Here is a 26,266-nt window from a genome sequence, read left to right as displayed (position 1 = left end):
CGTCCCGCAATCCTGCAACGCTCATCGCCGCCGCCTGAGCTGCCGAGCGGTGATCGACCAGGTTGACCGGCTAGCGGTCGCTGTCGCCCACGCACGCCCAGGGTCATCGATTTGGGACGCGGTGCGGCGCGGGGCTCGTCCGGCTGCTGTGGGCAAAACGTTCGCAATCTACCGGGCGGGCCCCGCTCCGCACTGCGATAAAAAACACCCGGTCAGGGCCAATGTCGATGGCATTCAGCTCGCAGCCATCCCGCTCCTAATGTGGAGCATGCCGAGGACAACACCCCCGTTGGATCTCTTGTGTTCGCTGTTTGGCACGTGATGTGCTTTAAAAATCCCCTCACTGTGGTTTGGGCGGGCGCTTGCTTTGTACCGCGACCCACCCCCATGCGACCCTGTGTCATGCGACAGCAAGCCGAACGGCTTCCGATCAAGTGGCGCGAAGGATTGCCCGATAGCGGCACGACCGCGCCGCAGAAAACAAAACAAACTTGTGTGTAGACAATCGAGGGAGAGACTCATGCCAAATCGAGAGCAACTAAGAGGTCACTGGAACGAAGTGAAGGGGCGTCTGAAAGAGCATTGGGCGCAGCTCACCGAAGACGATTTGCGTCGCGCCGAAGGTTCGGCGGATCGATTGGTGGGAGTGGTGCAGCAAAAGACCGGTGCGACTCGCAGCGAGATCGAACGGTTTCTCGACAGCTTGTTCAATAGCGGGATGCGGGATCAAGCGACCGAAACGGTTCAGCAATACAGCGATGCTGCTCAAAAGATGGCGGCGGAGGCAAGTCAGTTTGCTCGCGATCAGGCACAGCGGTTGGCATCGCAATCGAGCGACTATTCAGCACGCGTGGTCGAGCGGGCTCGCACACGACCGGGCGAAACGTTGGCCATCGCCTTCGGTCTGGGACTTGCAGCGGGTGCGTTCCTGTTCTTGGGACGGAAGAAATAGACATGGCCACGACGCTTGCAACTGAAAAACAATCCGAGGCGATTCGCACGCGGATGCGAGAGATTCGCACCGACCTTCCCTATGACGTCGATGACGCGCGGCAGCGAGTCAAGCAGTTGTCGGATTGGCGGTACCACATGTCACGCCGTCCGCTGCCGATCCTGGCTGCCGCGATGGTGTTCGGTTATTGGTTGGTGCCCGCCAAGCACAAACAGCGAGATACCGTGGTGGTGCACCACGAAGCCGCTGCCCAGCCGAGCACGCCAGCCAAGCGAGGCATGTTGGGCGGTATCGCAGGTGCCGTGGCGACGTTGTTGCTTCGACAAGCGACGACGGTGGCTGCGAATCACTTCAGCAAGGCCATTTCGTCAAAATACCCCATGGACTCGATCCTTAAAGACAGGAGTCAACCTCTATCATGATCGCCCCCCTTGAACATCGACGTCGTAGCGAGCCTCGTGGTCTTCAGCGAGAACACATGCAGGCGATCGAGGAAGAAGAAAGTCGAATTCCTCGACGGATCCAAAGCGCAATCGAAGCCCAGCCCGCTGTCGCGGTTGCCGCCGCTCTGACGGTCGGCGTGGTGATCGGTTGGCTCGTCAAACGAAAGAATTGGTAAATCAAATGACCGAACAATCACGAGATCACCAATCCAGTTTCCAGCGGGTGACCGAAGACGTCCTCGACCTATTCGAGCTGCAGATGCAGTTGTTGTCGGTCGACAGCCAAGCGGCCAAGCGCAAGCTTTCGCAAGCCGTCGCCTGTGGCGCGGTTGCGATCGCGTTGGCCGGGTCCGCGTTGACCGTGCTGATGGTCGGCGGCGGTTTCCTGCTCTCTGAGTTCACTGAACTTACAGCAGGCCAATCGTTGTTGATTGTCGGAGTCGTCTTCTTTTTGATCGTTGCGTTGCTCGGGTGGATCGCGCTGAAAGCGGTCGGCGCCGCGGCTGCAGCAATGAGTGAGAGCAAGTCCGAGTTCGCTGAAAATTTGCGATGGTTAAAGGCCACCCTGGTGTCGCCAAAAACCTCGCCCCGAAACCAGATTCGTCGCGACTCATTTTCGGATGAAGATTCCGATTTGCGTCGACAATCAGCATGGAGCGGTTCCACGCATGATTCTGGCCAACGTCCCCCGGTTTATCCAAGGTAAATAGCGATGTCCAATATGCCTACTGAAAATAGCAAGTCTCCCACACGATCCGATCAAGCGAAAGAAACGGCCAGCCGGATTGCGGCCGGCGCAGGGGAAGCGGCACAAGGGGCTGCAACCCATTACGTCAAAGAACCCGCTCAAGATATCTTCAGCCTGGTGAAAGCCTACGCCAAAGATAACCCCGACGTCGCTGCGTGCTGGGCGTTCGGACTGGGCGTTATCGTCGGGTGGAAGTTGCGACCGTAAAACGGATCTGATCCTCAAGTCAAGGCGTGAATGAATTATGTCAACTTTAAGCGAAGCCGAGCGAACGCGTTTTTCCGATGCCCTCGAACGTGTGGGAGGGGACGAGGAAATGTTCATCGAGCTTGCTGAAATTGTGGCCGAAGATGCTCCCGGCATGCTGAGGGAACTCGAGGAGCAATTGCGATCCGACCAACTCGCGGAGGTGGCGCAGACGGCACACGCACTCAAAGGCCTGTTGAGCACCTTTCACACCGGGCCGCCCGTGGCACAGTTGCAACCCTTTATCGATGAGGCCCGTCAAGGTCATACGGATATCGTCGCAATGATGTTTCACGACCTCGTGCCGTCGCTACGACATTTTATCGGTCAGGTTCAACAGCTTAACGATCGGTCCTGATTCGGTTGTTTGGTGTTCGCAGCACGTCGATAGACCCGCTGCGTCGCTTTTTTCTGAAGCTGTCGTTGCTAACACGGCGGCCAAGTAAGCCCATTAAGTGAAAGCTTTCGCTTCCCCAACGCGCGGAAGTTGCTGCGGTGAATTAAACTGCAGCAACAGGACGCGAGCCCTGCGGTGATTTACCGTACGGCTCGTGCCCAATTCCGCTGGCGTTGCTTCCACGGCCCACCATCGCGATTAGCATTTGGATTAGATCAACAGCATGTTGATCTAGTGAGCCGCGACGCGTCAGCGGCCGGGTCCCCCACGCCACCCGGTGCCTTACCGCACTCGGCTCAACGTTGCGATTTGCCTTTGGATTAGATCAAGAAACTCGGCAAGAGTCTCGCGGGGCATGCGTCATAGAACAACGATCTTGACAACTTCCGCGACGCGTCAGATTAGCAACGTCCCAGGCTCATCCATGCATCGCGAGCGACGTCGTCCTTCGAAGCCGACAGGGCTTGAGTCAGCCAAAAACAGGTCGCCAAGACTAGGCAGGCGATTGCCACGAAGCTGATGCACGTGATCACCCATTGCATCGGAATCGTCGTGTATGACGACGTGTGCGGCGATGAAGTGCCATCATCGAACTCGGGGGCATCCGTCATCGCGTCGCTCGGTTGGGGGCGTTCGCCAAAAGTTGGGTTCTCAACGGGCTCGGTTCTGGCATCCGAATCTTGCGACGGCATTCGCGAATATTCCTTTCGTATTGGGAGGGGACAGGGGCACCTGGTGACACGGTAAAACCAAGTGACAGGAAGCATCCGAAACGCGGTGTGGAATCGCGGTGTGGTCGATCAACCCAATGCACTCGCATAGGACGCATCCAATTAAGCAAACGACGGATAAAGCAAACGACGGACCAGTTCTTCTTTCCGTACGGTCCTCGAGAACGTCGTGACGTCTCCGGTTTTCGCCGTAGGGGACCGCTGCGATTGTCAACCTGATATATTGTGGGTGTAGCCCTTCACCAGGGCGGACTGACACCTTGATTCCAATCGTTTGCCAACAACAAGACTGATGCACCCCCATGGACTATTTTCTACTCATCACGTACTTGTGCATCGCGATTGGTTTCTCGTTTCTGTGCTCGATTGCCGAAGCCGTTTTGCTTTCGATCACCCCAAGCTTCATCGCCGAGCGTCGCCGCGACAAAACGAAATCGTCGAAGCGGATCATCCAGCTCAAAGAGAATATTGATCGTCCATTGGCGGCAATCCTTAGTTTGAACACGATCGCCCACACCGTAGGTGCAGCGGGAGTCGGGGCTCAGGCTGCGAAGATTTACGGCGATCAATATCTGGGCGTGATCAGTGCGTTGTTGACGCTAATGATCCTGGTGCTTAGCGAGATCATCCCAAAGACCGTGGGGGCGCTGCATTGGCGACGACTTGCCGGCAGCGTGGCGTTGTTGGTCCAAGGATTGATCGTGTTGATGTTGCCATTGGTGTGGATGTCCGAATTTCTGACGCGGTGGCTCTCCGGCAACAAGCAGCAGCAGTTGGTCACGCGGGCTGAGATCGCCGCGGTGGCCGAGTTGGGGACGCGGGAAGGTTTGTTAAAACAACACGAATCTCGTATTTTGCGGAACCTGTTGAAGCTCGAGTCGATCACGGTCGAGGATGTGATGACACCGAGCACCGTGGTGATTGCATTCGAAGAATCGCGGCGATTGTCAGAGATGGTCGAAGAGCTAAAAACATTGCCGGTGTCTCGAATCCCAATCTATCGCGAACGACGCGACGTTGTCACCGGTTTTGTGCTTCGTAGCGATTTGTTGGCATCCGTGGTTTCGGGAGACAGCGACAAACCGGTGTCTGATTTCTCGCGATCGATTTTGCGAATCGGCGAAGACGAGAGCATCACGGTGGCGTTTGATCAATTGCTCGATTCACGTGCTCACATTGCGATGGTCATGGATAAATTTGGTGGTGTCGAAGGCTTGGTGACACTCGAAGACATCATCGAGACGCTACTGGGACTCGAGATCGTTGATGAGCATGATGCAACGGTCGACATGCAAGAACTCGCACGCCAACGTTGGGAAATGCGGCGTGAAAAACAAGGCATCGGGCCGATTCCTGCGGATGACCAACGCGAAGGCGATCAAGGAGATGATCCACGCGAAGACGATCCACGTGAAGACGACGAGCCCAAGATCGCAACGTCCGAATAAAATATTCACTCAATTCGGGTGTTTTTTGATTCGCCGCGAGCGTTAAAAATCCTTCATCGCCGCATCAAAACGGCGATCAAATTCGCTAAACAGTTCGAGTGTTTCGGGGCGATCAAGGACTTCTTCGAGTCGTTCCGCTCCGTCGTCGACTTTAGGGTTGGATTGCATCTCGGTTTCTTCCACCTCTTCTTTTCCCGCCACACGCGTGGCAACCGCGATGGCAGCCGATTTCCATCCACTGACGCTTGCGAGCGCGTCGATCATCGCCGCATGTAGCACGCGGAAATCCATGTGAGCAAACGTTTCTTCAAACGCCAATCGCATCCGCGCGGCTAGTTCGGAATTGAGTGTCATGTCGTCTCGTTTCAGGTACCGATCGAGCGTCCGGCCAAGCAGTACGGTTCGCATGATTTCAAGCGGGACGCCGCGAATCGAGGTCACCATCGCGACGATTTTTCGTAGCGGGAAAAGCAATAGCTTCAGCGGTGCCTTGGCAAGTAGTCCCAAGCATCCGGGCAAGCAACCGCCGTTATTGGAGTAGTACGGTTTCAGTTCGCCGAGCAGGTCGCTGCGATCATGAGCCGCCAACGTCCGCGAAACGACAAAGCGTCGGCATTGATCTCGAACCAAGTCATCGACAAACGGAATCGGAATGAATCTCGCGGTGGACGAAACCAGTCCGGCGACGACCCATTGATGGGTTAACCACGAGGAAGCATCGGGCATCGAATAATCCTTTTCTTACGCGTTCGTATTATCGGCGTTTGTGTTATCGGAATTCATCGCCGCATCGTTCTTGTGGGTGTCACCGCGTTGGCTGCCGATGGGACGGGGCTTTGGAGGATTTTTGCCCGCGGGCCAGCCCTCGCGTTGACGTGTGCGATCGCCATCGCGATCTTCGGTTTGGTCATGTAACAGCGTGACGTTGGTTGGATACGGCATATCAACGCCTGCATCGTCAAGGGCTTCTTTGATATCCGAGATGACTGCATTGCCAACGCGAACGACGTTAGCACGCTGGGGCTCGGTCCACCACCGAGCTCGTAACACCACACTGCTGCCGCCAAGCTCTGTCGCGACGACATCGGGCGCTGGCTCGCGAACCACACCCTCGGTCGATTCGAGAGTATTTAAAATGATCTTCGCGGCTTGCCGCAGGTCGTCTCCGTAGCCAACGCCGACGTCGTATTGCGTACGGACGGCGTCATAGGCGGTGTTGACGACGACCGGGTTGGTGAAGATCTGGCTATTAGGAATCACGACCCGTTTGCCATCGTACGTCTTGATCAATGTCGCTCGGGTTTCGATCGATTCGACTGTTCCTTCGTGGTCGCCCGAGACAATTTGGTCCCCAATTTTAAAGGGTTCGTTCAGCAGGATCAGCAAACCTGCCATAAAGTTCTGCAGGATATCTTTGAATGCGAAGCCGATCGCAATGCCGCCGATACCAAGCGACGTGAGCAGTTTTCCTGGCGTGATCGAGGGAGCCATGATCGTGACGGCAAGGATCAATCCGACGAAGTTCAATGCCCACTGAGCGATTCGCCCCATCACGCGTCCTAAATTCGCCGAACTCTTGCCTTGAGTGGTGCGTCGGACAAACCGCCGAACTGCCTTCGCAACAAAGTAGAAGATGGCAAAGACGACGATGCCTGTCAAAAGAAAGGGCAACCGGTCAAGGAAGCTGTCGATCATATTGTCGACGGTCCCCCAGACCGTGTCGATGTTGACGTCGACTTCACCGGGGACGTCTTTCTCATTTGTGAATGCTTCGGTCGAATCAGGGGACTCGCCGTCTGTCTCTGTGTCGAGTTGGGCGACCGCGAGAGCAACGAGAAGGGTTGAAAAGAGAGTCGTCATCGGTTTGCCTCGCGAATTGGTGGTTCCTGTTCGATAGTAACGCGAAGGCAACCCTTATGTCTTGGACCGCACCCGCCTTTGATGTCAAAAATTGCCTTTGTGCTGGCTTGCAAGCGACCAAGCTGCGTGTTGCCGAATCAAGTTTCCAATCTTTCGAGCGGTTTTGATCCATTTTCACGATTCGTAAGTCTGTGGCACGAGAATCGCAATATCTGCTTCTTCGTAACGCAACCCGCTGGTGAATGTCGCCAACGGATGGAACGTATACACACACTCACTTTCTGTTTGATTGGAGACTCCGATGTTAGGTTGGGCATTGACTTTTTTGGTGATCGCGTTGATTGCGGCGGTACTTGGTTTTGGTGGAATCGCCGGTTCGGCTGCGATGATCGCCAAGGTGCTGTTCGTCGTGTTCCTTGTGCTGTTCATTATCAGTTTGATCATGGGACGCCGTGGACCAACGGTCTAGAGCAACGTCATGGTAACGGTGCCGTTGTCGCTGTGCCTGTATCGTTGCGCTGTGTCGCTCGCGGCATCGAAGTTACCCGTGCCGACGCAGTTTGTTTATCGCCCCGGCGCTTGCGGCCCGGCGGCAAGGCTCGCTCCGATCGATTTGCCCCCGTCGTAACAGTCGGTTCAAATCGATCGGTTTTAGCCAGCTGGCTCGATCTAGCTCGAGTGCATTTGGGCGAAAATCGATCTGGGCAGGCTCGGTCTAGGCAGAATCGATCCAAGTGGGTTCACGGTACCGATGGCGGCTTTCGCTTGCGGTGACCTATTGGGGTCCGTTGCTGAAGCGTTTGGTGTTCCTGTGGCAAGCATTTTGCCGGATTCGGCTGCTTCGGTTCATTTCTTTGAAAGGATGTCGTGATGTTTGTTCTTGAACCACTTCTGACTGACGGTATCGCGCAGTTGTCCTACCTTGTTGCAGACACGAGCAACGGACATGCAGCGGTTATTGATCCACGAACCGATGTCGAGGTCTATGAGACGCTTGCTCGGAAGCATGGTGTTTCGATCACGCACATCTTTGAAACGCACATTCACGCGGACTTTGTCTCGGGCAGTCGCTCGTTAGCGGATCGCGTGGGGACGGCGAAGATCTATGTCAGTGATGTCAGGGCGGATTATCAATTCAGTGCCGAGCCCATCCGTGATGGCCAAGAGTTTGATTTCGGCGCATTCCGGTTGACCGCTCGGCATACTCCCGGCCACACGCCGGAACACATGTCATTCGAGCTCTGTGAATCGAAGCACTCGGCGATGCCGTGGGCTGTTTTTACCGGTGACTCGCTGTTTGTTGGTTCCGCGGGTCGCCCGGACTTGTTGGGCGAAGCGGAAACCGAAGGGTTGGCCAAGGATCTGTACAAATCGCTCTACGATTACTACCTGAAGCTTGAAGACTATGTCACGGTTTATCCTGGGCATGGTGCGGGGTCGGCATGTGGAGCGGACATTGGCGATCGAATGAGCAGCACGATCGGTTACGAACGCAGGACCAATCAGTTTTTGCGGTTCCCTGACTTCGAAGCATTTCGCCGCTTTGTTGTTGACGACGCGCCGCCGGCACCTTGGCATTATCCGATGCTAAAGAAGGTCAACGCAGCGGGACCTGAAATTATGGACCGACTGCCAAGCGTCCCTGCTTTGCCGCCAAGCGAGTTTCGCAAGGTGTCGCGTGAGTCGGGGGTCACGATTCTCGATACTCGATCGATGTTGGCGTTCGGCGGTGGCCATGTCCCCGGAGCGATCAACATCGGAGCCCGACCGGAAATGTCGGCCTGGGTTGGCCAGATGTTTGACCTCGATCAGCGTTTGCTGCTGGTGGTGGATGATGACTCTGACGTCGAGGCGGTTCAGCGATTGATCGTTCGCACAGGACATTCACGATTTGCGGGCTATCTGGCGGGTGGAATGAAGGCCTGGGAGGTTTCCGGGTTACCACTTCAGAAACTCGAGCAGGTTAGCGTAGAAGAAGTGCATCAGGACCAAAGCACCGCCTCGCATTTCAGTTTGATCGACGTCCGCTCGCCCAGTGAATGGGAATCAGGCCATCTGCCTGGTGCGGAACATCATTTTATCGGTGACATGCGCGATCGTATCACCGGACTCGACAAATCGAAAAGCTACGCAACGTACTGTGCAAGCGGTTATCGCGCCAGTATCGCATCGAGTTTGATGCAGTCGCGAGGGTTCAAGCAAGTCGCCAACATCCCCGGAAGCTATGGGGCATGGACCGCGGCCGGTTATGAAGTCGAACACGAGAAAGGATCAAAATCATGATTGCCCACTTGAGCTTGCTTGCCGCTGAGGGCGTTGACGCGTTGCAATATTCGGGGCCCGCATGGTCGCCCTACTTGGTCGGCACGCTGATCGGTGTGTTATCGATGTTCACGTTTTATTTTTCGAACAAGCCTCTCGGAGCCTCGACCGCGTATGCGCGAGTGGCAGGTTTGATTGGGGAAAAGGTCGCGCCGGCGCACACACATTCGCTTGCCTTTTTCAAGAAAAAAACACCCAAGATTGGGTGGGAATTGATGTTGGTCTGCGGTGTGGTGATCGGCGCCTTCATTGCCGCTTGGACGGGCGGCGAATGGACTGGGCGATTGCTGCCTGAGATGTGGCAAGATCGATTTGGCGCTGACAGCGGTCTATTGCGAGTCGTCGTGGCGCTAGCCGGCGGCATGATGATGGCGTTCGGAGCACGTATGGCAGGCGGATGCACCAGCGGGCATGGGATCAGCGGCACACTGCAATTGGCTGTGGGGTCGTGGGTTTCCGCCATCTGCTTTTTTGTCGGTGGGATCATCGTCGCAATGTTGGTTTATGCGATCTAAGGGATGATCGACATCGAATTCAGCGGAACTATCAACGGAGAATCGTAATGGCAACGACAGTTTCACAATCGACCAAAGCAAAACGCGAAACGGATGCAGCGGGGGCTCAGGTGTTGACGCTTGGACTCGTCTTTGGCGTTGTGTTCGGCTTCCTGCTGCAAAAAGGCGGTGTCGCCAAGTTCCATGTGCTGATCGGTCAATTGTTGCTTCAAGATTTTACGGTTTTGAAAGTGATGTTGTCCGCTGTGATCGTGGGCATGATCGGCATTCACGTGCTGCACCGCTTGGGAAAGGTGGAACTGCACATCAAACCGACACGATACGCTTCGAATATTTTGGGCGGGTTGTCGTTTGGTGCCGGGTTTGCATTGTCCGCCTACTGTCCGGGCACGGGCGCGGCTGCGCTTGGGCAAGGCAACTACGATGCGATCGCAATGATGGTCGGGATGGTCTGCGGATCCTATCTGTTTGCCGAATGCTCGGGCTGGATCGGACGCAAAATCGATCCCATTGGCGATCGCGGTGAATTAACGCTTCACAATTTGGTTCCGATCAACCGCAGCATGTTGGTCGCGGCCAGCGTGATTGTATTGTCTGCGGTGTTGTTTGCAATCGAAATGTGGACGGTCCGCTAAGTCGCAACGCGTGCCACCACGTTGCAGCTGTGAAGTTGAACCCCAATCTTAAAATTAAACAACCAAACTTAAACTCACTCTCTCGAACTCATTCCATCATTGCGAGCTAAATCATGAGCGACATGAACCCACAAATTAACGAACAACTCGACAAATTGGCCACGCTTTGTTGCGATCAGCTCGAGGGCAACGATCCGTCGGCGACGCTTGATGAAGCCTCTACAAAGTCGCTACTGAAATCGTTGTTGATGAGCGGCTTCTCTCGGCAAAAGGGGGCCTCTCTGCAAGTCGAAATCGAAAACCGTGTGAAAGATCGCTGTCGCGATACATCAATGCATCGTGGTGGCGCACTGTCGAGCATTACTGGGCAACTTCAAAAACAATTCGAGGAACTTGCACGTTGGGAATCAAAGCAGCCCAGCGATGACAGCAAGTCCAAAGCGGCAAATTTCAGTTCGGCCACCGACGCTTGATCGTCACTCTGCACGGGGAGAGGGATCATCGAAACGCCGCAATCGACTTTCAACTCCGCAGGCCGAGCGTCTGAGGACATTGCGAATCTGTTTTACTGGATGAGTGGAGGCGCGGTTGCGATCTGGTTGATCGTGATCGGTTTAGCCGTCTATGCAATCTACCAACCAGGGCCGCATCATCCGCGAACCACCAAGTTGTTAGTGATTGGTGGCGGCGCTGTCTTTCCGACCGTGGTTTTGACCGGTCTGCTTTGCTACTCGCTACCGATGTTGCCCGATTTGCAACGTCCGGCCCCAACCGGCAGTTTGCAGATCCATGTTAGCGGCGTGCTGTGGTGGTGGCGAATCGAGTACATCGGCGAGGACGGTCAAACGTTTGCCACGGCCAACGAGATTCGTTTGCCCGTGGATCAGCCCGTCGAATTCAAACTGCACAGCGAAGATGTCATTCATTCCTTTTGGATCCCATCGCTCGGTGGCAAAGTCGACATGATTCCAGGCCGCCAAACGCGACTGCAGTTGCACCCGACTCGGGTGGGCACCTACCGCGGCGCGTGTGCCGAGTTTTGTGGCACCGCCCATGCGCAAATGAATTTTGACGTGGTGGTGATGCCGGTCGATGAGTTCAATGACTGGTTGATTGCACAGCGTAAGGACGCGAAACCGCCTCAGGAATCGGTTGCGATTGAAGGGCAGCGACAATTTCTGAAACATGGTTGCAGTGCCTGTCATACGATTCGTGGCACCGACGCTCAAGGAAAGGTCGGCCCGGATTTGACGCATGTGGGCAGCCGAGTCAGTCTCGGGGCGGGCATTTTGAAGAACGGTCCCGAGAATCTTGCACGCTGGATCACGCAGACACATAAGGTAAAACCGGGAGTCGAGATGCCAGAATTTGACTCGTTGTCCGACGACGATCTGAAGTCCATGGTTGCTTACTTGGAGCAACTGAAATGAGCCAGGAACATCGCGTGGACGCCTTTTCGGACACGGACGACGCACCGGCATCCGAAGCGGGGTTGTCGGATCAAGCCAAACGACTGCTGGCGCCATGGCGGACACCCACGGGATGGCGTTATTGGTCGGCCGTCAACAATTCCGAAGTCGGATTGTGGTACACCGTCACCTCGTTCGCTTTCTTTCTATTTGGCGGCGTGCTGGCGTTGGTAATGCGCGTTCAGTTGTCGCTGCCCGAGAATGATTGGTTGACACCGGACCAATACAACCAAGTTTTCACGATGCATGGCAGCGTGATGATGTTTTTGTTTGCGGTACCGATCTTGGAAGCGATTTCGATCTTGTTGCTTCCGCAGATGCTAGGTGCGCGTGATTTGCCATTCCCGCGGCTATCGGCGTATGGTTATTGGTGCTTTTTAATCGGCGGGATCTTCGTTTGTGGATCGATATTTTTTGGCGTGGCGCCGCAAGGCGGTTGGTTTATGTACCCGCCGATGACGACGGAGTATCAAACCGGTGTCGGAGTCGATATCTGGTTGTTGGGGCTTTCGTTCATTGAGGTTGCCTCGATTGCCGCTGCGGTGGAATTGATCGTGGGCGTGTTGAAGTGTCGACCGCCAGGGATGCGGTTGAATCTAATTCCGCTGTATGCATGGTACATCCTGGTGGTGGCCGTGATGATTCTGTTTGCATTTCCGCCGCTGATCGCGGGCGATTTGTTAATGGAATTAGAGCGGTCACTCGATTGGCCGTTCTTTGACGCATCGCGAGGCGGTGACCCGCTATTATGGCAACATTTGTTTTGGATCTTTGGTCACCCCGAAGTCTATATCGTATTTCTGCCATCGATTGCCTTGGTGGCGATGATCGTGCCGACCTTTGCCCGGGTACCAATGGCTGGCTATGGATGGATAGTCTTAGCAGCGGTGGGGACCGGATTTTTGAGCTTTGGTTTGTGGGTGCACCACATGTTCACCACGGGCTTGCCAGGGCTGACAATTGGGATCTTTTCCGCCGCATCCGAAGCGGTGGCGATCCCCACCGGGATCCAAATCTTTTGCTTCATTGCCACGCTGTTGATCGGCCGGATCACGAGGTCCGTGCCGCTGTTGTTTGTGTTGGCGGGATTAGCAACGTTTATCATCGGTGGATTGACCGGAGTGATGGTCGCGGTGGCGCCGTTTGATTACCAAGCTCATGACACCTATTTCATTGTCGGGCATTTGCATTACGTGTTGGTCGGCGGCACCATCTTTCCGATCATGGCAGGCGTCTACTACTATTACCCGCTTGTAACCGGAAAGACGTTGTCCGAACGTTACGGACGTTGGGCATTTTGGTTGACGCTGATTGGTTTTAACGTCAGCTTTTTTCCGATGCATTTGACCGGTTTATTGGGGATGCCTCGGCGAGTTTATACCTATCCTGCCGGGATGGGGTTTGACACATTGAATCTGGTCTCGACCGTCGGCGCGTTCGTCTTGGCGGCCGGGTTTGTGGTCTTTCTGTGGGACGTGCTTCGGCCGAAGAAACATCAACCGCTGGCCGCTCGCAATTGCTGGAACGCTGGGACACTTGAATGGTTGGCCGACGTGCCAGATCAACCATGGGGGATCCGTTCGATCCCGATCATTAAAAGCCGCTACCCGCTGTGGGACCAAGAGAATTTTGTTGAGGACGTTGACCAAGGCAACTTCTATTTGCCCGATGCCGAAGAAGGGCTGCGGGAAACGTTGGTGACATCGACGATGGATGCGGAACCGGTTCAGTGTCTGCGAGTTCCCGGGCCCACGTTTGTAACCTTCTTTGCTGCGCTGTTCACCGGCGGCGTGTTTATTTTCTCGACCTATCATTGGTATACCGCTGCTTTGATCAGCGGAGTGTTGGCGCTGGCCGCGGTGATCCGGTGGTTGTGGATCGGAACCGCGTTGATCCCTGAAAAATCACACAAGGCCGTGGGGCTGGGGTTGAGTTTGCCAATCTATGTATCCGGTCCGCGTGCGGTCGGATGGTGGGCAATGTTTATCACGATGCTTGGCGATATGACCGCGTTCATGTCGCTGGTGTTTGGCTATTTCTTTTACTGGACCATTCACGAAGATTTTCCGCCCGAGGATGCTGCTGGACCAGGAACGCTGTGGCCGACGATCTCGCTAGTTGTCGCCGCCGTCGCGTGGGCATTGACCGTGCTGGCTCACAAATTCAATCGCAGTGATCGAGCCTTGTTATTTTATCTTTCGACCGGGGTTGCCATTGCAGCATCGCTGCTCGCGGCGACGGCATTAGCGATGGCGCCCTTTTGGACTCAGATGGATCCTACTCGCCACGTTTACCCGGCCATCGTTTGCGTGTTGGTGCTTTGGACGGTGGTCCATCTGTGTGTGGGAGCTCTGATGCAAGCGTACTGCGTCGCCCGTCGTTGGGCGGGCCGGATGACCGCTGCCTATGACGCGGATATCACCAATGTGACGCTGTACTGGCATTTCATGGGGCTGACGTCGCTGATCACGGTCGCAGTAATCGCCTGGTTTCCATGGGTTTCCTAAGCAATGGAGCGTGTCCCTTGATTCTAAGTAAACCCAGTAAAACGCGACGCAATCATATTCTGTGGTTGGTGGTGCCCCCGGGCGTGTGGGCAGTTCACTTTTTGGCCAGCTATCTGACGATTGCGATTTGGTGTGCTAAGTTCGCCGGCGACAACGCTGATGCGAACCCGGTGCGAATCGCAATTGCCGTCTACACCGTGGTCGCGCTTGCCATCATCGTGTTGATGGGATGGCTTAGTTATCGTCAACATCGTTCTGGAGGCTCGCCACCGCATGACCAAGACACCTACGAAGATCACGTTCGCTTTGTCGGCCAGGCGACCTTTTTGTTGGCGTTACTCAGCGGAGTGGCAACGATCTTCACGGCGCTTGTGGCCGTCTTTGTGAGGAGTTGTCACTAATGCAACTCGTCCTGTGGAATTTCGGTTGGATCGTTTTAGCGGCCGCTTGGTTGGGGCCGCTTCCCGAATTGGCAACGCAATCGTTTGCCGCGCACATGACGCTGCACATGGCCGTGGTTGCCGTGGCAGCACCGATGTTATCGGTTGCGATTGCAGGAAAACGATTTGACCCCGTGATTCGGTTTCCGGGGCCGTTTTCGCCCGTCCCTGCGTCGGTGGGCGAGCTATTGATTGTTTGGGCTTGGCATTCACCGGGGCTGCATCATTGGGCCCGTCATTCCGCGATGGGGTTTGTGATCGAACAAGGCATGTTTTTGGCCGCCGGGCTGTGGGTATGGTTGTCCGCGTTTGGCGGAACCACGCCGCGTGAACCGGGACGCAGCGCGGCCGGAGTGATCGGGCTGTTGCTGACCTCAATGCATATGACCTTGTTGGGAGCGTTGTTAGTGATGTCGCCGCGATTGTTGTACATGCACCATGGTCACAGTGAGATGTTGACACCGATCATGGACCAACACCTCGGTGGCGCCGTGATGTTGGTGGTCGGTGGCATCGTTTTTCTGGCAGGTGGGTTGTGGTTAACCAAGGACCTTGTGTCGCTGGATCGGCTCGAAATGAGGACGAATGAGGGATGAGCAACTCGCGAACGAATTGGCAACGATTCAAAGAACTAACGATCCTGATGGTGGGGTTGGGAGTCATCGGGGTTTTGGTGTTGGTCACCGGTGTGTTTCCGATCAAAGCCAGCAGCGGACACTGGCCGATCACGACTTGGGTGCTTGATTTTGCCAGCGATCGGTCGGTCGCTTTTCATAGTGCTGGGATCGAATCACCGCCGCTGGATGAACCGGGAATGATTCGGTTGGGGGCGGCAAGCTATGACGCGAATTGCCGGTGGTGTCACGGACGTCCTGGATTGCCCGAGCCACGCGTGCCCGGTGAAATGACGCCGTCGCCTCCTTTTTTTCCCACGGCGAAATTGGATCACGAGCCTCGTGAGTTGTTTTACATCGTCAAGCATGGGATCAAATTCGCAGGGATGCCAGCGTGGACGGCACGCCAACGTGAGGATGAGATTTGGCCGCTGGTGGCGTTTTTAAAATCGTTTCCCGAGTTGGAAGAAGCGACCTATCTCGATCATGTCGAAGTCGCAATGGAAACCGATTCGGCGGTAACGCAGCTGGTCGCGGCCGCGTGCGCCGCGTGCCACGGTCCCCACGGTCATGGTCGTGCCGGCGACCGCGTGCCGATGATCGCGGGACAGAACCGCGAATATTTGCAGCTAACGCTCGAGGCTTATAAAACCGGACAGCGACACAGCGGAATCATGGAACCGATCGCCGCACGGTTGACGGCGGAAGACATTCGCCGGCTGGCAGACTATTTTTCAAATCAATCCGAACACGCGGCTGCGAGCCAAACGGTCGAGGCTAGCTCGCATTCTGCGTCGGCCGATTTGGCGACGTTGACCGAATCCGAACGCCGGTTGTACGACCTTGGCGAATCACTCGCTATTCACGGCGACGGTCCTCAGAAAATTGCTTCCTGTAACGAGTGCCATGGTCCCACGAATGGCGACCACAACGCCGAGTATCCTCGGTTGCAAGGGCAGCCGGCAAAATACCTGCGACGTCAATTGCAACTGTTTGCTGATTCGCTTCGCGGCGGTACTGAGAATGTGGACTTGATGCACCCGATCGCCAACAAATTGAGCGAAGAACAGATAGATGCGTTGGCGTTGTACTATTCGCGCCAATGAATCAAATGCACTACTGAATCGATTTCCAGTAGCGGCGGTATCGCTTCAAAAACCGTTTGGGCTTCTCGGCAAACATTTTTTTGCCAAGACGGAACGCATGCGATTCGAGTTGGGCGGAGCGTTGGTCAATCATGCTGACAAAGGCGTCGGTGACATCGCGGTTGCCGTAGTCACTCGGTGAATCAGTGATTCGTTGTTTCAACACGGCCAAATCGTGGTGATCGCCAAGCCAATCCCCTAGGCGTTTGCCTTCTCCGTATCGAGATTCAATCAATGCAGGCCACAGCAATCGAAGTAGTTTGCAGTGGTACGTGTGATACTTGACACGTTTTCGCCATTCATGAAGCGTTTCGATGGATGGATCACTCTGTGCTTCTCGAAATGCCGTTCGCCCGCGACAGTAGGTTTTGCCCAATCCGTGGCTCCACGCCTCGTATCCCTTTGCGTCCAATCGCAAACTTTGGACGCTTTGGAATGCGTCTTTGAAATGTTCTTGAGCGTCGTCCAACCGCGTGGCAACGTCCACGTCGTCGCCCAACAGTTGTTCGCGGTGATACGACAACTGATCACGGATCGACTGGAAACGATCCTGCTGGTTCGCGTCGACAAATCTCGCTAAAAGCGAGTCAAAGGAATCGAGGTATATTTTGCTGTCACGTGCTTCGGATAACGGCTTTGCGATTTTACGAAACAGGCCATTCGCATTTGAGTAGGAAAAGTCGTCGGTCATCGCAGGGCGGACAAGTCGGACCAATCCGCGTAGCTTTTTACATCGCTTGCGAACTTGGTGCACTTTCTCAGCTTGCGACAGGTTCGAATCCTCGATTTCCTTGATCGCCTTTTCGATTTGCTCGCTAGCAATCCGTCGGATGGATTTCGAGACTGATTCACTCTGTTTCAGACGAAAAGTCATTGGCAGCAGAGAACGATTTGCTATGAAGCGACGACCAATTGATTACGCAGGGTCATACCACGAAGATGCGGGCGAAGCGATTCTTGGGCAATCTGCTTTAACACATAGCTGTCGACTTGTCCTTCGATGATCACCATTCGGCCATCGACGGTAACGCCGACCTGTTGAAGTTGCCGACGTCCTGTTTCCCGAAGCACCGCTTCGAGTCGACGTCCTTGCAAACGGTGTGCGGCGTGAACCACTGCGGCAGGATTCGAATTGGGGCTGTTGGGATGATTCGCGGGAGTCAGGTTTGCGGGGTGTCGACGGTTCGATATTGGCGTCGAAATCATAAATAGGCCTTTTGCTTTTTTGACGAGGATGGGGATCCACCAGAGATAGCAATTATTAGGCCGATTTCGTGAGCCTCGCGGGGCCCCACTGGGGCGAAACCGGATGGTACACAAATTGCAATCCGTCTGAATTGCGGTGTGTCATTCAAATCCAATTTGCCTCCGATGCGAACGCTGCCTTGGGGGAGGATCGCGAAGACGAAAAGAAAAATATTTTCGAGTTCAAGTCCGCTGCGGGATGGAAAATTCTGATCCACCAAGGGGCGAAAAACGCTCAACCTGCGCGCGTTATATGCTTGCATATTGAGCGATCGTCGATCGGTGTCCAATCGCATCGCGGTGCGAATGATCAGGTGAACAAATCAGCCGCTGGCAAGATGATCATCGGTTTGGCTCGGTGAGGCCAGGCGGTCGAGCTGCACTTCTGAAACTCGAACCTCGGCAGCCTCTAGATAGATCCCTAACTGGCCTTTGTTGAACGTTTGGTCGGCCAAGGACAATACGACTCGGCCATCGACGGACAGTTCCAGGTAGCTTCCAAAGGCGAGCAGGGCAATGGAGGCTTCGCTGCGCGACTTGGAGTACCAGAAGCCTGTTTGCAGCGACCGAAACGTCATCATGTGTTCACCGCTTCCGTCGGCGCCAGTACCCCAGGCGCGTAGCTGAGCTACTCCTTTGAGGATGTCCAGCGACAGGTAGTAGCCGTCGCGTGATTCGGGATCCAGGCGAAACACGAGCCCACATTTGCCCAGCCCCTGCATTTCCAACTTCGCCTGAAAACGAAAACAGTCGATGTTGCCATCAAAGACAAACGCTTGAAAGCCGCTTTCACAGGAAAGGTCCAAATGACCACCCTCGACTCGGCACACCTGGATCTGCGGACCGACATCTTCGATCAAGCTGTGAATGCAGCGGCTATCAATGCTTTCACGCAGGTAGGCGTCGATCCCTTCGAATGTCACCGCCCGCAGCAGTCCCGCTTCGCAGCGTACTAAACGCTTAGGCGGCGGCATCAAGTTTTCGGCCGTCCGGTCTAGCAGGTTCATCGAATAGAAATTCCAAAGCAGCCACCCTTTCTCATCACGGCATACGCGGCCCGCGTAGTTGCCTTGAGCCAACAGCACGTTGTCGTGATAACTTTGCCACGGATCGCCGATCTTTTTGGTGTGCCAGTAGCGAATCTTGGCGTCTTCGCGGATGCTGCCAATCAGATAGTGATCGTCATCAAAATAAATCAAATTGGGGACTTCGACGTCATCGTAAAGCCGGGGATGGTGCAGTGCCGGTTGGGCTTCGAATTGATGCGGGGCCACCTCTTTCATCAATGCCACGCAGCCGCGACGAACAATCGGTCCCTGCTTGACCCGGCCGGCGGCCAGTAGCCATCCATGCGTGCCATCGTGGTAGTAGAAAGGATCACGAAAACTAACCCAGTGCCGTCCCTCGTCTAACGATGACTCGTAATATCGCGGATCGGGTTCCAGTGGAAAGCAGCTGTCGGGATCAAATTCCGCATGCAAACTATTGGCTTGATGGCGGCGACTCTTCCGCACCGCCGCTTTGACAAGATCGGGGTCTTTGGGGCCGCGGTGGTCCTCCCAGTGCACAGGAGCTTTTCGCCAATGGTACAAATCATCGCTGACGGCCATTCCAAGACGTTGATAGCGGCCTTGATCGCGACGCGACAATCCGGTGTAGAACATTCGCCATCGCCCCGGTTGGTGAGGATCAGGCGAAACATGCATCGTCCACAGCATCAAATCGTCCCAGCTGCCGGGATCGCCAATGAACAATGCGTTGCAAACACGTCGCCAATTGATTGCGTCCGTGCTGACGGCATGCGCGATGAAATCGTGATTAGGAAGTACCAAGTGAAACAGATGGTACAGCCCATCGTGGTACAGAATGTCGACGTCGCCAATGGTTTTCCTACTGCCATCGGTTTCGGAGAACATAGTCGACTCGCTTGAACAGAGAAGGATCGGTGCTGAGAATCTGATAGCAAAATTTTAACGCAATCGACAAACGAACACCATAACAATCGGGGCGTTTATTGCAGTCAGTAGCGAACCGAAAAGCGAAAGAAACTGGCTGAGCCCGCGGCGGCATCGGTCCGCTGGCATTCGTAATGGGCATCCGTCAAGGCACAAAAAAAGCGCCCCATCCAGTGGATAGGGCACTCATGGAAGGCGAAAAGTCGCCTAGTGCGGTTACGCGGAATTAGCTTTTCGATTTCGCTTTCTCCCGCTTGATCTTCGTTTGATCGTCGCCTTCACCCATGCTTCGGGCCATCAAGACGATTCGGTCCTGCACCTTCACAGGCACTCCTTGGACGGTGATTTGATCGCCTTCGTTCGGCGTTTTTGACAATTGGTCCTTGCGGCCGAGGTCGACCATCATCGATTTGCCGTTGTCCGTTTTGACTTTTGCCAACAGGTGTTTCTGGCCTTGCACCGTGACCTCACGCGTGCTGGCGACTTGGCCGGTGTATTTGCGACCATTGCGGTCGATTGTCATGTCCGACGACTTGGTATTCGCCTTCGTTGCGATCAAAATCGACTTGTCGCCGACTTTCATTCGATGTCCGCTGGCGGTCAATTCATCACCTTGAGCCAACGAATGGGAATCTTGTTTGACACCGAGGTCGACGACGGTGGCTTTGCCATCGTTGCCTTTGACGTGCGCAACGATGTGATCACGGCCTCGAACGTTCACCGTCTTCATGCGTTCGATCGTACCTGAGACATGCTCCGTCTTCGAACTCAGCTCCTTCTGTTTATTCTGGGCTTCTGATTTTGCCTTCTGGTCTTGGTCGCCGGTGGAATCGAAACTGTAGAAGGTGAACGCGTCGTAGATACCGTCATTGTCGGTGTCACGATAACGGGTATAGCTATCGTAGACTCCGTCGTCGTTCGTATCTTGGTAAAGCGAAAACCAAGTCATCCCATCCTGGTTTGTCTGTTGAGCCGAGCCGTCGTCATAGTAGTCGTAGAACCAACGATCGTCTGACGATGCGTCGGACTGGTTGGAGGTGGTAGCCCGGTTCGTGTCGCTGGCGTAACCGTAATCACCGTAGTTGGTTTCGGTGTCGTTGATGTCGTCGTTGTCTTGGTCCGTGCTGGTTAGATTGTCCGAGTATTCGAAGGTTTCATTGTCCCAGCGTCCGATCGCTTCATCGGTGGGGTTGTAGTCGTTCCCGTCGAACCACTCGCTGACGTCATACCAGGCGTCGTCTTCGTAAAACCGAGACGCGTGTTCGTCGGCATTGGCGACTGGCATCGCGCAATAACTCGCTGCGATCAAACTCGCCAATAACATTCGCTTCTTACTCATCAATGTTTCTCCTGTGTTAGGGGACGTGAGCCGTGATCGTGACGATCACGGCGGAAATTCGAATTCATGAGTCAAAAAACGCAACGACCATGCCGACTGGTGGCCAGTTCATGTGGAAATTTCATTTTTATGCCGCGAAAAACGGCTCGATGGCGATATCGCAATTCGGTGTCAGAGCGAATGCCGGCCTCGAACAGCCCGTAACCAAGCCGACGTAGTAAAGCGCCCCCAGCATTACACATCGCAATGAGTGCCAGCATTTTTGCGGCAGGTGTATGTGCGAAAACAGATTCGGAAAAGAGATGCGGAAAGGGTGCGGCCAACGAATGACGCAGAACAGGCTGGCAAGTTAAGGGAGGGCGTTTTGAACAGCTTGGTCGGTCATTGAACAAACTTGGGGCGTGATCCGAGAGCATGTTGGTGGGATGCGATATCAAGTCCTTTCGGCACATCATTTGCCACTTTTCTGCACTGCGAATCTTACTTCACTTTGCGAAGCGTATCGCGAGTGGGACCGAGAGAGACTCTTCCTGCCCTGTGGGCATCGACTAACCTTTTCACTGGAGTAACGACAATGACCGTCCGTAAATTAGCCGCCTGTTTGCTGCCGCTGCTGATGATCTCATCCGCCCCCGCTCAAAACGATCGCGAAGCGGCCGACGTAGGCAGTCGCTACGAGGATGATGCGTGGTACGACGTCAGCGAGTGGTTCGACGGCAACGACTACAATCCCACCGACGAAGCGATCGGACGCTGGGATGACGAACGCTTCGATTACTATGACAAACAGACCAGCTCGGACAACGACAACGACGACGAAATGGTTTCGGCGGAAGAGTTCTACGGCGAAGATTTTGATGACGGCTACGCGACTTACCGAGACGATGACGGTGACGGTACCTACGAAAGCATGTCGCGATACCACGACACCGATGGTGATTACCTGCACGATAGCTATGCCACCTATCGCGACGACGACGGTGACGGGTTGTATGACAACTATGACTTTAGCCAGATCGCGGGCGAAAACGCGGTCCATCGAAGCAATGTCGCCCAGAGCACACAAAAGGGGTTGAGTGGCAAATCGCACACGGTGTCGGGTACCGTCGAGCAGACAAAGATGGTCAAGCGTCTTGGCGAAGTAAGTCTGTTGGTCAACGCGAAAACGGATGATGGCAAATCAATGTGGGTCGACTTCGGAGATGGCGGTCGATCGTTGCAGTTGTTCGAAGGTGACACGTTCACCGCGTCGGGACCGATGGTGAAACGAGGCGATAAGGACGTGTTGGTGGCAACCACGATCGAACGACAAGGTAAAAAACGCCAGATCGAGCGGACCGGTCGCCGCTTTACCGGCACCGTTCAGTCGACTCGCAAAGCCAATGTCAAAGGCAACGAGCATCTGGTCGTCAAATTGGACACCGAAGACGGTAAAAAACTGACCGTCGATATGGGAGACCCCGCTGCTGCGAAAGATCTGAAAGAAGGCAGCAAGGTGACGGTGACGGGAGTTCCGGTCAAAGTCGGCGATCGCGTGATTTTGATTGCTGATTCGAACCAAACGCAAAAACAGAGCAAGTAATTGTTTCGGGTTCTCTGATTAGCGGCCGACTTCGGTACGCTGATCGCACATGAAAAAACGTGTCCAGTTGGCGGTGTTCCTAGTTTCAAAAGGGAACACTCGCGGGCTGGGCACGTTTTTGTTTTGCAGGGTGCCGCCCCCCATGCCAGCCCGATTCCTTCTACCAACAAACAGGACACCCGTCTCATGACGATCACGAGTGTGAATCCCGCGACAAGCGAAACGCTTAAAACCTACAAGCCGCTGACAAAAGATCAGACGATCGACGCAATTGCAAAGGCCGACACGGCCTATCGCAGTTGGCGGGAAACATCGTTTGATCACCGCAAGAAGGTGATGTTGAAATTCGCCGATCATCTTCGCCAGCATGCCGATGAATATTCGCGGCTGATCACGCTCGATATGGGCAAGCGGATCTCGGAGAGCCAATACGAAATCGAGTATTGTGCGAACATCGCCGAGTTTTATGCCAATGGCGCCGAGTCCTTTCTCGCTGACCAACCGATGGACGTCGAGGGGGCTAATGCCTATCTCCAATATGCCCCACTCGGTGTGTTGATGGGGGTGATGCCTTGGAATTTCCCTTTCTACCAAGTCGTCCGCTTTGCAACCCCTAACATCATGGCCGGCAACACGGTGATGGTGAAGCACGCTAGCAACGTTCCGCAATGTGCTGAGGCAATTGCCAATGCCTTTGCCGATTGTGGGCTACCCGATGGCGTGTATACCAATTTGTTCATTCCGTCAGAGTTTGTCGAAGTGATCGTTTCGGATTCGCGAGTTCAAGGGATCTCGTTGACGGGAAGCGAAAAAGCCGGAGCCGCAGTGGCGGAATTGGCAGGCAAGAATCTGAAGCGTTCCGTACTGGAACTAGGCGGGAATGATCCCTTCATCGTGCTCGAGGATCCCGATCTCGATCAAACGGTGGAGCTTGCAGTCCAAGGCCGGATGGTGAACGCCGGACAATCCTGTGTCGCATCCAAGCGGTTCATCGTGGTGGAATCGGTCGCGGATGAGTTTTTGTCGGCATTCAAAGAAAAAATGGGTAACATGAAGTTAGGGGACCCGATGGACGAGGACACAACGCTGGCGCCGTTGTCGACCGAACAGGCTGCGGTCAAGCTGCAGGAACAAGTGCAAGCATCGATTGACGCCGGAGCCACTGTGGTGCTCGGCGGTGATCGTCCCGACCGCGAAGGTGCTTTCTTTAATCCGACGATCTTAACCGGCATCACTCCCGAGATGCCAACGTTCGACCAAGAGTTGTTTGGTCCCGTAGCAAGTGTTTATGTGGTCAAGGACGAAGAGGAAGCGATCGAGTTGGCGAATCGCTCATCCTATGGTCTCGGTGGCAGTGTTTATACAAAGGACATCAACCGGGCACGCCGCGTAGCAGAGCGAGTCGAGACCGGTATGATGTTCGTCAATCAGCCGACGAAATCGCAAGCCGAGTTGCCTTTCGGCGGAATCAAGAACTCGGGCTACGGCCGAGAATTGTCGCATCTCGGGATTCTCGAGTTTGTCAATAAGAAACTGATTCATTTGGGAACGAAATAAAGTAAACACCGACGATCGGCTGGCGGAAACTCACGTCGCCGCGTCATCAAGATGCCGCAAGATCAATTCATACAAAAGAGGAACAAGCGATGGCAGCGGAAACCGCAAAGAAAATAGAAAGTCACGAAATCCAACTCGCCTCACGTCCGACCGGAGTGCCTACAACCGAGAACTTCAAGCACGTCACGGTCGAGTTGCCGCCGTTAGCGGACGGTGAGTTTTTGGTCAAGAACGAGTGGATGTCGGTGGATCCCTACATGCGAGGGCGAATGAAGGAGGGCGAAAGTTACGTGCCGCCATTCGAAATCGATCAACCGCTCGAAGGTGGGTGTGTCGGTAAGGTGGTGGAATCGCGACATGAATGTTTTTCCGCAGGCGACTACGTGCTGGGCAACAGTGGATGGCGCGAATATTGGATCTCCAGTGGAAAGAACGTACACAAAGTGGATCCCAATGTGGCACCGATCCAGAGTTATTTGGGAGTGCTGGGGATGACCGGGTTTACCGCGTGGGTCGGGCTGAAGCGGATTGCCAATCTGCAGCCGGGAAACACCGTATTCGTTTCGGCAGCATCGGGCGCAGTGGGATCGGTGGTCTGTCAGATCGCCAAGGCGTACCAGTGCCGCGTGATTGGGAGTGCCGGTTCAGAAGAAAAACTTCTCTGGCTCCGTGAAAAAGCAAACGTCGACGAGGTCATCCACTACAAACAGACCAATGATTTGTCGGCCGCGTTAGCGGATCTCGCTCCCAATGGCATCGACGTCTATTTTGACAACGTCGGTGGTGAACACTTAGAGGCGGCCATTGATCATATGAACGATTTTGGATGCTGCGTCGAATGTGGCATGATTTCAACCTACAACGCGACCGAGCCTCCCACCGCGCCTCGCAATTTGTTCAAAATCATCGCCAAACGAATTCGCATGCAAGGTTTCATTGTTCGCGATCACCACGCCGACCACGATGAATTTCTACGCGACATGTCTGCATGGATTCGATCAGGAAAAATTCATTGGGAAGAAACGGTCACCGAAGGACTGCAGCATGCACCGGAGGCATTCATCGGATTGTTCAAAGGCAGCAATTTGGGCAAGTCATTGGTGCGAATCGGCTAGGCTCTGTCCGAAATCCGTAACGGAAGTCGCGGGCGGCTTGTTGATTTAGCGAGGTTTCCTGCGGCAAGGGGTGTATGATGGACTTCCTAGTCCGTCGATGGTGTATTCGACGGACTAGGAAGTCCGTCGTACGATTAAACCAACTAACCGTTGATCGCTTTCGTTCCATCACGTGGGCCCACCGAAACGTTCTTCCGTGATTTCTGCTACGAAATCTTCCACAGCCTTGGTCGTGGCATCCGCGAAAGTTCATTCACGCCGACCCCGGACTGTCAAAGCCGTTGCCGGGCTAGCGATTCAGCTCGGGCAGAATCAAAAGTTCGTCCGCATGCCGGGCGATGAACGCCTCGATCGCTGCGGCTTGGCCGTTGATTGCATCGTCAGCCGCCTGCTGGACTCCCGCGTCGGCACGGTGCTTGAAAAGACTTGGGACGTTGACCAACACCTCCAACTCGACGGTCAACACCACTCGCGTGCCATCGGGATCGGGTTTGGCGTCCAGCGTGGTTTGATAACGTTTCAAGCGGCCCGCGGGGCCTTTGGAAGCCGTGATCACGTCGATGTGATCGGGCTGAATGTCGGCGTTTTGCTCGAGCACAAGTTCACTGGCCTCGAGCATTGGATTTTCCAGCTGTACCGTCAATTCCTTGACCGCAGTGACTTCGGTTTTCGAGACGCCTCGAATGGCATTGAGTAGTGGACGGTCGTCTTGGGACGTGTCCACGGCCACGCCTTCGATCCGCTCGCCGATCAATCGCATTCCGGTGTGGCTGACGATCGCCGCGGTTGCATTCTTTCGCACCATGATTTGGCGAAACTTGTCAAAATCGCAGTCGACGACGAAGCTGCGTTGCTGTTGGCCGGTGGCAAGATGGTCGATCGATCGCATTTGCCACGCGATGATCGCAGCTAGGACCAACACCAGGCCGATTGCGAGGAGGATGCCATTTCGGCGAAAACGATTGGGATAAATCAACGAAGTGTTCTTTCGGGAGTTTCAA

Annotated in this window: 29 protein-coding genes; 21 read left to right on the top strand and 8 right to left on the bottom strand. The window is 54.8% G+C overall.

Going from position 1 to position 26,266, the window contains the following annotated elements:
- Window positions 1–520 precede the first annotated feature (520 nt).
- The 6 genes from ABEA92_RS05645 (at window position 521) to ABEA92_RS05620 (ending at window position 2,747) form a co-directional block, all read left to right on the top strand.
- Entirely contained in the window at window positions 521–952 is a 432-nt protein-coding gene (locus ABEA92_RS05645; RefSeq protein ID WP_345682829.1) for a CsbD family protein, read from the top strand.
- Between the two features lie 2 nt (window positions 953–954).
- Complete coding sequence (locus tag ABEA92_RS05640) at window positions 955–1,374, top strand: hypothetical protein (RefSeq protein ID WP_345682828.1); 420 nt, start codon at window positions 955–957, stop codon at window positions 1,372–1,374.
- Entirely contained in the window at window positions 1,371–1,571 is a 201-nt protein-coding gene (locus ABEA92_RS05635) for a hypothetical protein (RefSeq protein WP_345682827.1), read from the top strand. Before ABEA92_RS05640 ends, ABEA92_RS05635 begins: the two co-directional genes overlap by 4 nt.
- 5 nt (window positions 1,572–1,576) lie before the next feature.
- Window positions 1,577–2,101, top strand: coding sequence for a phage holin family protein (locus tag ABEA92_RS05630; RefSeq protein WP_345682826.1), 525 nt, complete (start codon window positions 1,577–1,579; stop codon window positions 2,099–2,101).
- Between the two features lie 6 nt (window positions 2,102–2,107).
- Entirely contained in the window at window positions 2,108–2,350 is a 243-nt protein-coding gene (locus tag ABEA92_RS05625) for a hypothetical protein (protein WP_345682825.1), read from the top strand.
- Between the two features lie 109 nt (window positions 2,351–2,459).
- Window positions 2,460–2,747 (top strand): Hpt domain-containing protein, encoded by a 288-nt coding sequence (locus ABEA92_RS05620; protein ID WP_345682824.1) that lies wholly within the window; start codon window positions 2,460–2,462, stop codon window positions 2,745–2,747.
- A gap of 440 nt (window positions 2,748–3,187) precedes the next feature.
- Here the strand turns inward: ABEA92_RS05620 and ABEA92_RS05615 are convergent, their stop codons facing one another.
- Window positions 3,188–3,478, bottom strand: coding sequence for a hypothetical protein (locus ABEA92_RS05615; protein ID WP_345682823.1), 291 nt, complete (start codon window positions 3,476–3,478; stop codon window positions 3,188–3,190).
- A gap of 341 nt (window positions 3,479–3,819) precedes the next feature.
- Between ABEA92_RS05615 and ABEA92_RS05610 the strand changes: the two genes are divergently transcribed.
- Window positions 3,820–4,965, top strand: a complete 1,146-nt coding sequence (locus ABEA92_RS05610) for a CNNM domain-containing protein (protein WP_345682822.1) — start codon at window positions 3,820–3,822, stop codon at window positions 4,963–4,965.
- A 42-nt stretch (window positions 4,966–5,007) separates the two neighbouring features.
- On the opposite strand, the gene ABEA92_RS05605 is transcribed toward ABEA92_RS05610, so the two are convergent.
- The gene (locus ABEA92_RS05605; RefSeq protein ID WP_345682821.1) at window positions 5,008–5,691 is read right to left on the bottom strand and encodes a hypothetical protein; all 684 of its coding nucleotides are present in this window, start codon (window positions 5,689–5,691) and stop codon (window positions 5,008–5,010) included.
- Between the two features lie 15 nt (window positions 5,692–5,706).
- On the bottom strand, window positions 5,707–6,825 hold the full coding sequence (locus ABEA92_RS05600; RefSeq protein WP_345682820.1) for a mechanosensitive ion channel family protein: 1,119 nt from the start codon (window positions 6,823–6,825) through the stop codon (window positions 5,707–5,709).
- A gap of 301 nt (window positions 6,826–7,126) precedes the next feature.
- Between ABEA92_RS05600 and ABEA92_RS05595 the strand changes: the two genes are divergently transcribed.
- The 10 genes from ABEA92_RS05595 (at window position 7,127) to ABEA92_RS05550 (ending at window position 16,433) form a co-directional block, all read left to right on the top strand.
- Window positions 7,127–7,294, top strand: coding sequence for a DUF1328 domain-containing protein (locus tag ABEA92_RS05595; RefSeq protein WP_345682819.1), 168 nt, complete (start codon window positions 7,127–7,129; stop codon window positions 7,292–7,294).
- A gap of 401 nt (window positions 7,295–7,695) precedes the next feature.
- Window positions 7,696–9,108 (top strand): MBL fold metallo-hydrolase, encoded by a 1,413-nt coding sequence (locus tag ABEA92_RS05590; RefSeq protein ID WP_345682818.1) that lies wholly within the window; start codon window positions 7,696–7,698, stop codon window positions 9,106–9,108.
- Window positions 9,105–9,662, top strand: a complete 558-nt coding sequence (locus ABEA92_RS05585) for a YeeE/YedE thiosulfate transporter family protein (RefSeq protein WP_345682817.1) — start codon at window positions 9,105–9,107, stop codon at window positions 9,660–9,662. The genes ABEA92_RS05590 and ABEA92_RS05585 overlap by 4 nt, the downstream gene beginning before the upstream one ends.
- Before the next feature lie 47 nt (window positions 9,663–9,709).
- Entirely contained in the window at window positions 9,710–10,297 is a 588-nt protein-coding gene (locus ABEA92_RS05580; protein WP_345682816.1) for a DUF6691 family protein, read from the top strand.
- 113 nt (window positions 10,298–10,410) lie between these two features.
- Window positions 10,411–10,770 carry a hypothetical protein gene (locus ABEA92_RS05575; protein WP_345682815.1) on the top strand — a complete coding sequence of 120 codons (360 nt, stop codon included), beginning with the start codon at window positions 10,411–10,413 and terminating at the stop codon, window positions 10,768–10,770.
- A gap of 24 nt (window positions 10,771–10,794) precedes the next feature.
- Window positions 10,795–11,727 (top strand): cytochrome c oxidase subunit II, encoded by a 933-nt coding sequence (gene coxB / locus ABEA92_RS05570; protein ID WP_345683198.1) that lies wholly within the window; start codon window positions 10,795–10,797, stop codon window positions 11,725–11,727.
- A gap of 62 nt (window positions 11,728–11,789) precedes the next feature.
- Window positions 11,790–14,273: a cytochrome c oxidase subunit I gene (gene ctaD / locus ABEA92_RS05565; RefSeq protein WP_345683197.1), complete on the top strand. Its 2,484-nt coding sequence runs from the start codon at window positions 11,790–11,792 to the stop codon at window positions 14,271–14,273.
- A 17-nt stretch (window positions 14,274–14,290) separates the two neighbouring features.
- A complete protein-coding gene (locus ABEA92_RS05560; RefSeq protein WP_345682814.1) occupies window positions 14,291–14,674 on the top strand; it encodes a transmembrane prediction in 384 nt (127 codons plus the stop codon).
- Complete coding sequence (locus tag ABEA92_RS05555) at window positions 14,674–15,309, top strand: cytochrome c oxidase assembly protein (protein WP_345682813.1); 636 nt, start codon at window positions 14,674–14,676, stop codon at window positions 15,307–15,309. Before ABEA92_RS05560 ends, ABEA92_RS05555 begins: the two co-directional genes overlap by 1 nt.
- Window positions 15,306–16,433, top strand: coding sequence for a c-type cytochrome (locus ABEA92_RS05550; protein ID WP_345682812.1), 1,128 nt, complete (start codon window positions 15,306–15,308; stop codon window positions 16,431–16,433). The genes ABEA92_RS05555 and ABEA92_RS05550 overlap by 4 nt, the downstream gene beginning before the upstream one ends.
- Window positions 16,434–16,443: 10 nt before the next feature.
- On the opposite strand, the gene ABEA92_RS05545 is transcribed toward ABEA92_RS05550, so the two are convergent.
- The 4 genes from ABEA92_RS05545 to ABEA92_RS05530 form a co-directional block, all read right to left on the bottom strand.
- Window positions 16,444–17,346 carry a CHAD domain-containing protein gene (locus ABEA92_RS05545; RefSeq protein WP_345682811.1) on the bottom strand — a complete coding sequence of 301 codons (903 nt, stop codon included), beginning with the start codon at window positions 17,344–17,346 and terminating at the stop codon, window positions 16,444–16,446.
- Between the two features lie 20 nt (window positions 17,347–17,366).
- The gene (locus ABEA92_RS05540) at window positions 17,367–17,678 is read right to left on the bottom strand and encodes a hypothetical protein (protein WP_345682810.1); all 312 of its coding nucleotides are present in this window, start codon (window positions 17,676–17,678) and stop codon (window positions 17,367–17,369) included.
- A 362-nt stretch (window positions 17,679–18,040) separates the two neighbouring features.
- Complete coding sequence (locus tag ABEA92_RS05535) at window positions 18,041–19,633, bottom strand: glycoside hydrolase family protein (RefSeq protein ID WP_345682809.1); 1,593 nt, start codon at window positions 19,631–19,633, stop codon at window positions 18,041–18,043.
- 265 nt (window positions 19,634–19,898) lie between these two features.
- The gene (locus tag ABEA92_RS05530) at window positions 19,899–21,011 is read right to left on the bottom strand and encodes a hypothetical protein (protein ID WP_345682808.1); all 1,113 of its coding nucleotides are present in this window, start codon (window positions 21,009–21,011) and stop codon (window positions 19,899–19,901) included.
- Window positions 21,012–21,043: 32 nt separating this feature from the next.
- Between ABEA92_RS05530 and ABEA92_RS05525 the strand changes: the two genes are divergently transcribed.
- From ABEA92_RS05525 to ABEA92_RS05510, 4 genes are all read left to right on the top strand, one after another.
- The gene (locus ABEA92_RS05525) at window positions 21,044–21,229 is read left to right on the top strand and encodes a hypothetical protein (RefSeq protein WP_345682807.1); all 186 of its coding nucleotides are present in this window, start codon (window positions 21,044–21,046) and stop codon (window positions 21,227–21,229) included.
- A gap of 356 nt (window positions 21,230–21,585) precedes the next feature.
- A complete protein-coding gene (locus ABEA92_RS05520; protein ID WP_345682806.1) occupies window positions 21,586–22,593 on the top strand; it encodes a hypothetical protein in 1,008 nt (335 codons plus the stop codon).
- Between the two features lie 186 nt (window positions 22,594–22,779).
- On the top strand, window positions 22,780–24,150 hold the full coding sequence (locus ABEA92_RS05515) for an NAD-dependent succinate-semialdehyde dehydrogenase (RefSeq protein ID WP_345682805.1): 1,371 nt from the start codon (window positions 22,780–22,782) through the stop codon (window positions 24,148–24,150).
- Window positions 24,151–24,239: 89 nt separating this feature from the next.
- A complete protein-coding gene (locus ABEA92_RS05510) occupies window positions 24,240–25,265 on the top strand; it encodes an NADP-dependent oxidoreductase (protein WP_345682804.1) in 1,026 nt (341 codons plus the stop codon).
- Between the two features lie 289 nt (window positions 25,266–25,554).
- Here the strand turns inward: ABEA92_RS05510 and ABEA92_RS05505 are convergent, their stop codons facing one another.
- The gene (locus ABEA92_RS05505) at window positions 25,555–26,241 is read right to left on the bottom strand and encodes a hypothetical protein (protein WP_345682803.1); all 687 of its coding nucleotides are present in this window, start codon (window positions 26,239–26,241) and stop codon (window positions 25,555–25,557) included.
- Window positions 26,242–26,266 lie beyond the last annotated feature (25 nt).

It is taken from the genome of Novipirellula caenicola (assembly GCF_039545035.1).
GTDB classification, from domain to species: domain Bacteria; phylum Planctomycetota; class Planctomycetia; order Pirellulales; family Pirellulaceae; genus Novipirellula; species Novipirellula caenicola.
This window is presented reverse-complemented; position numbering and strand designations above follow the sequence as displayed.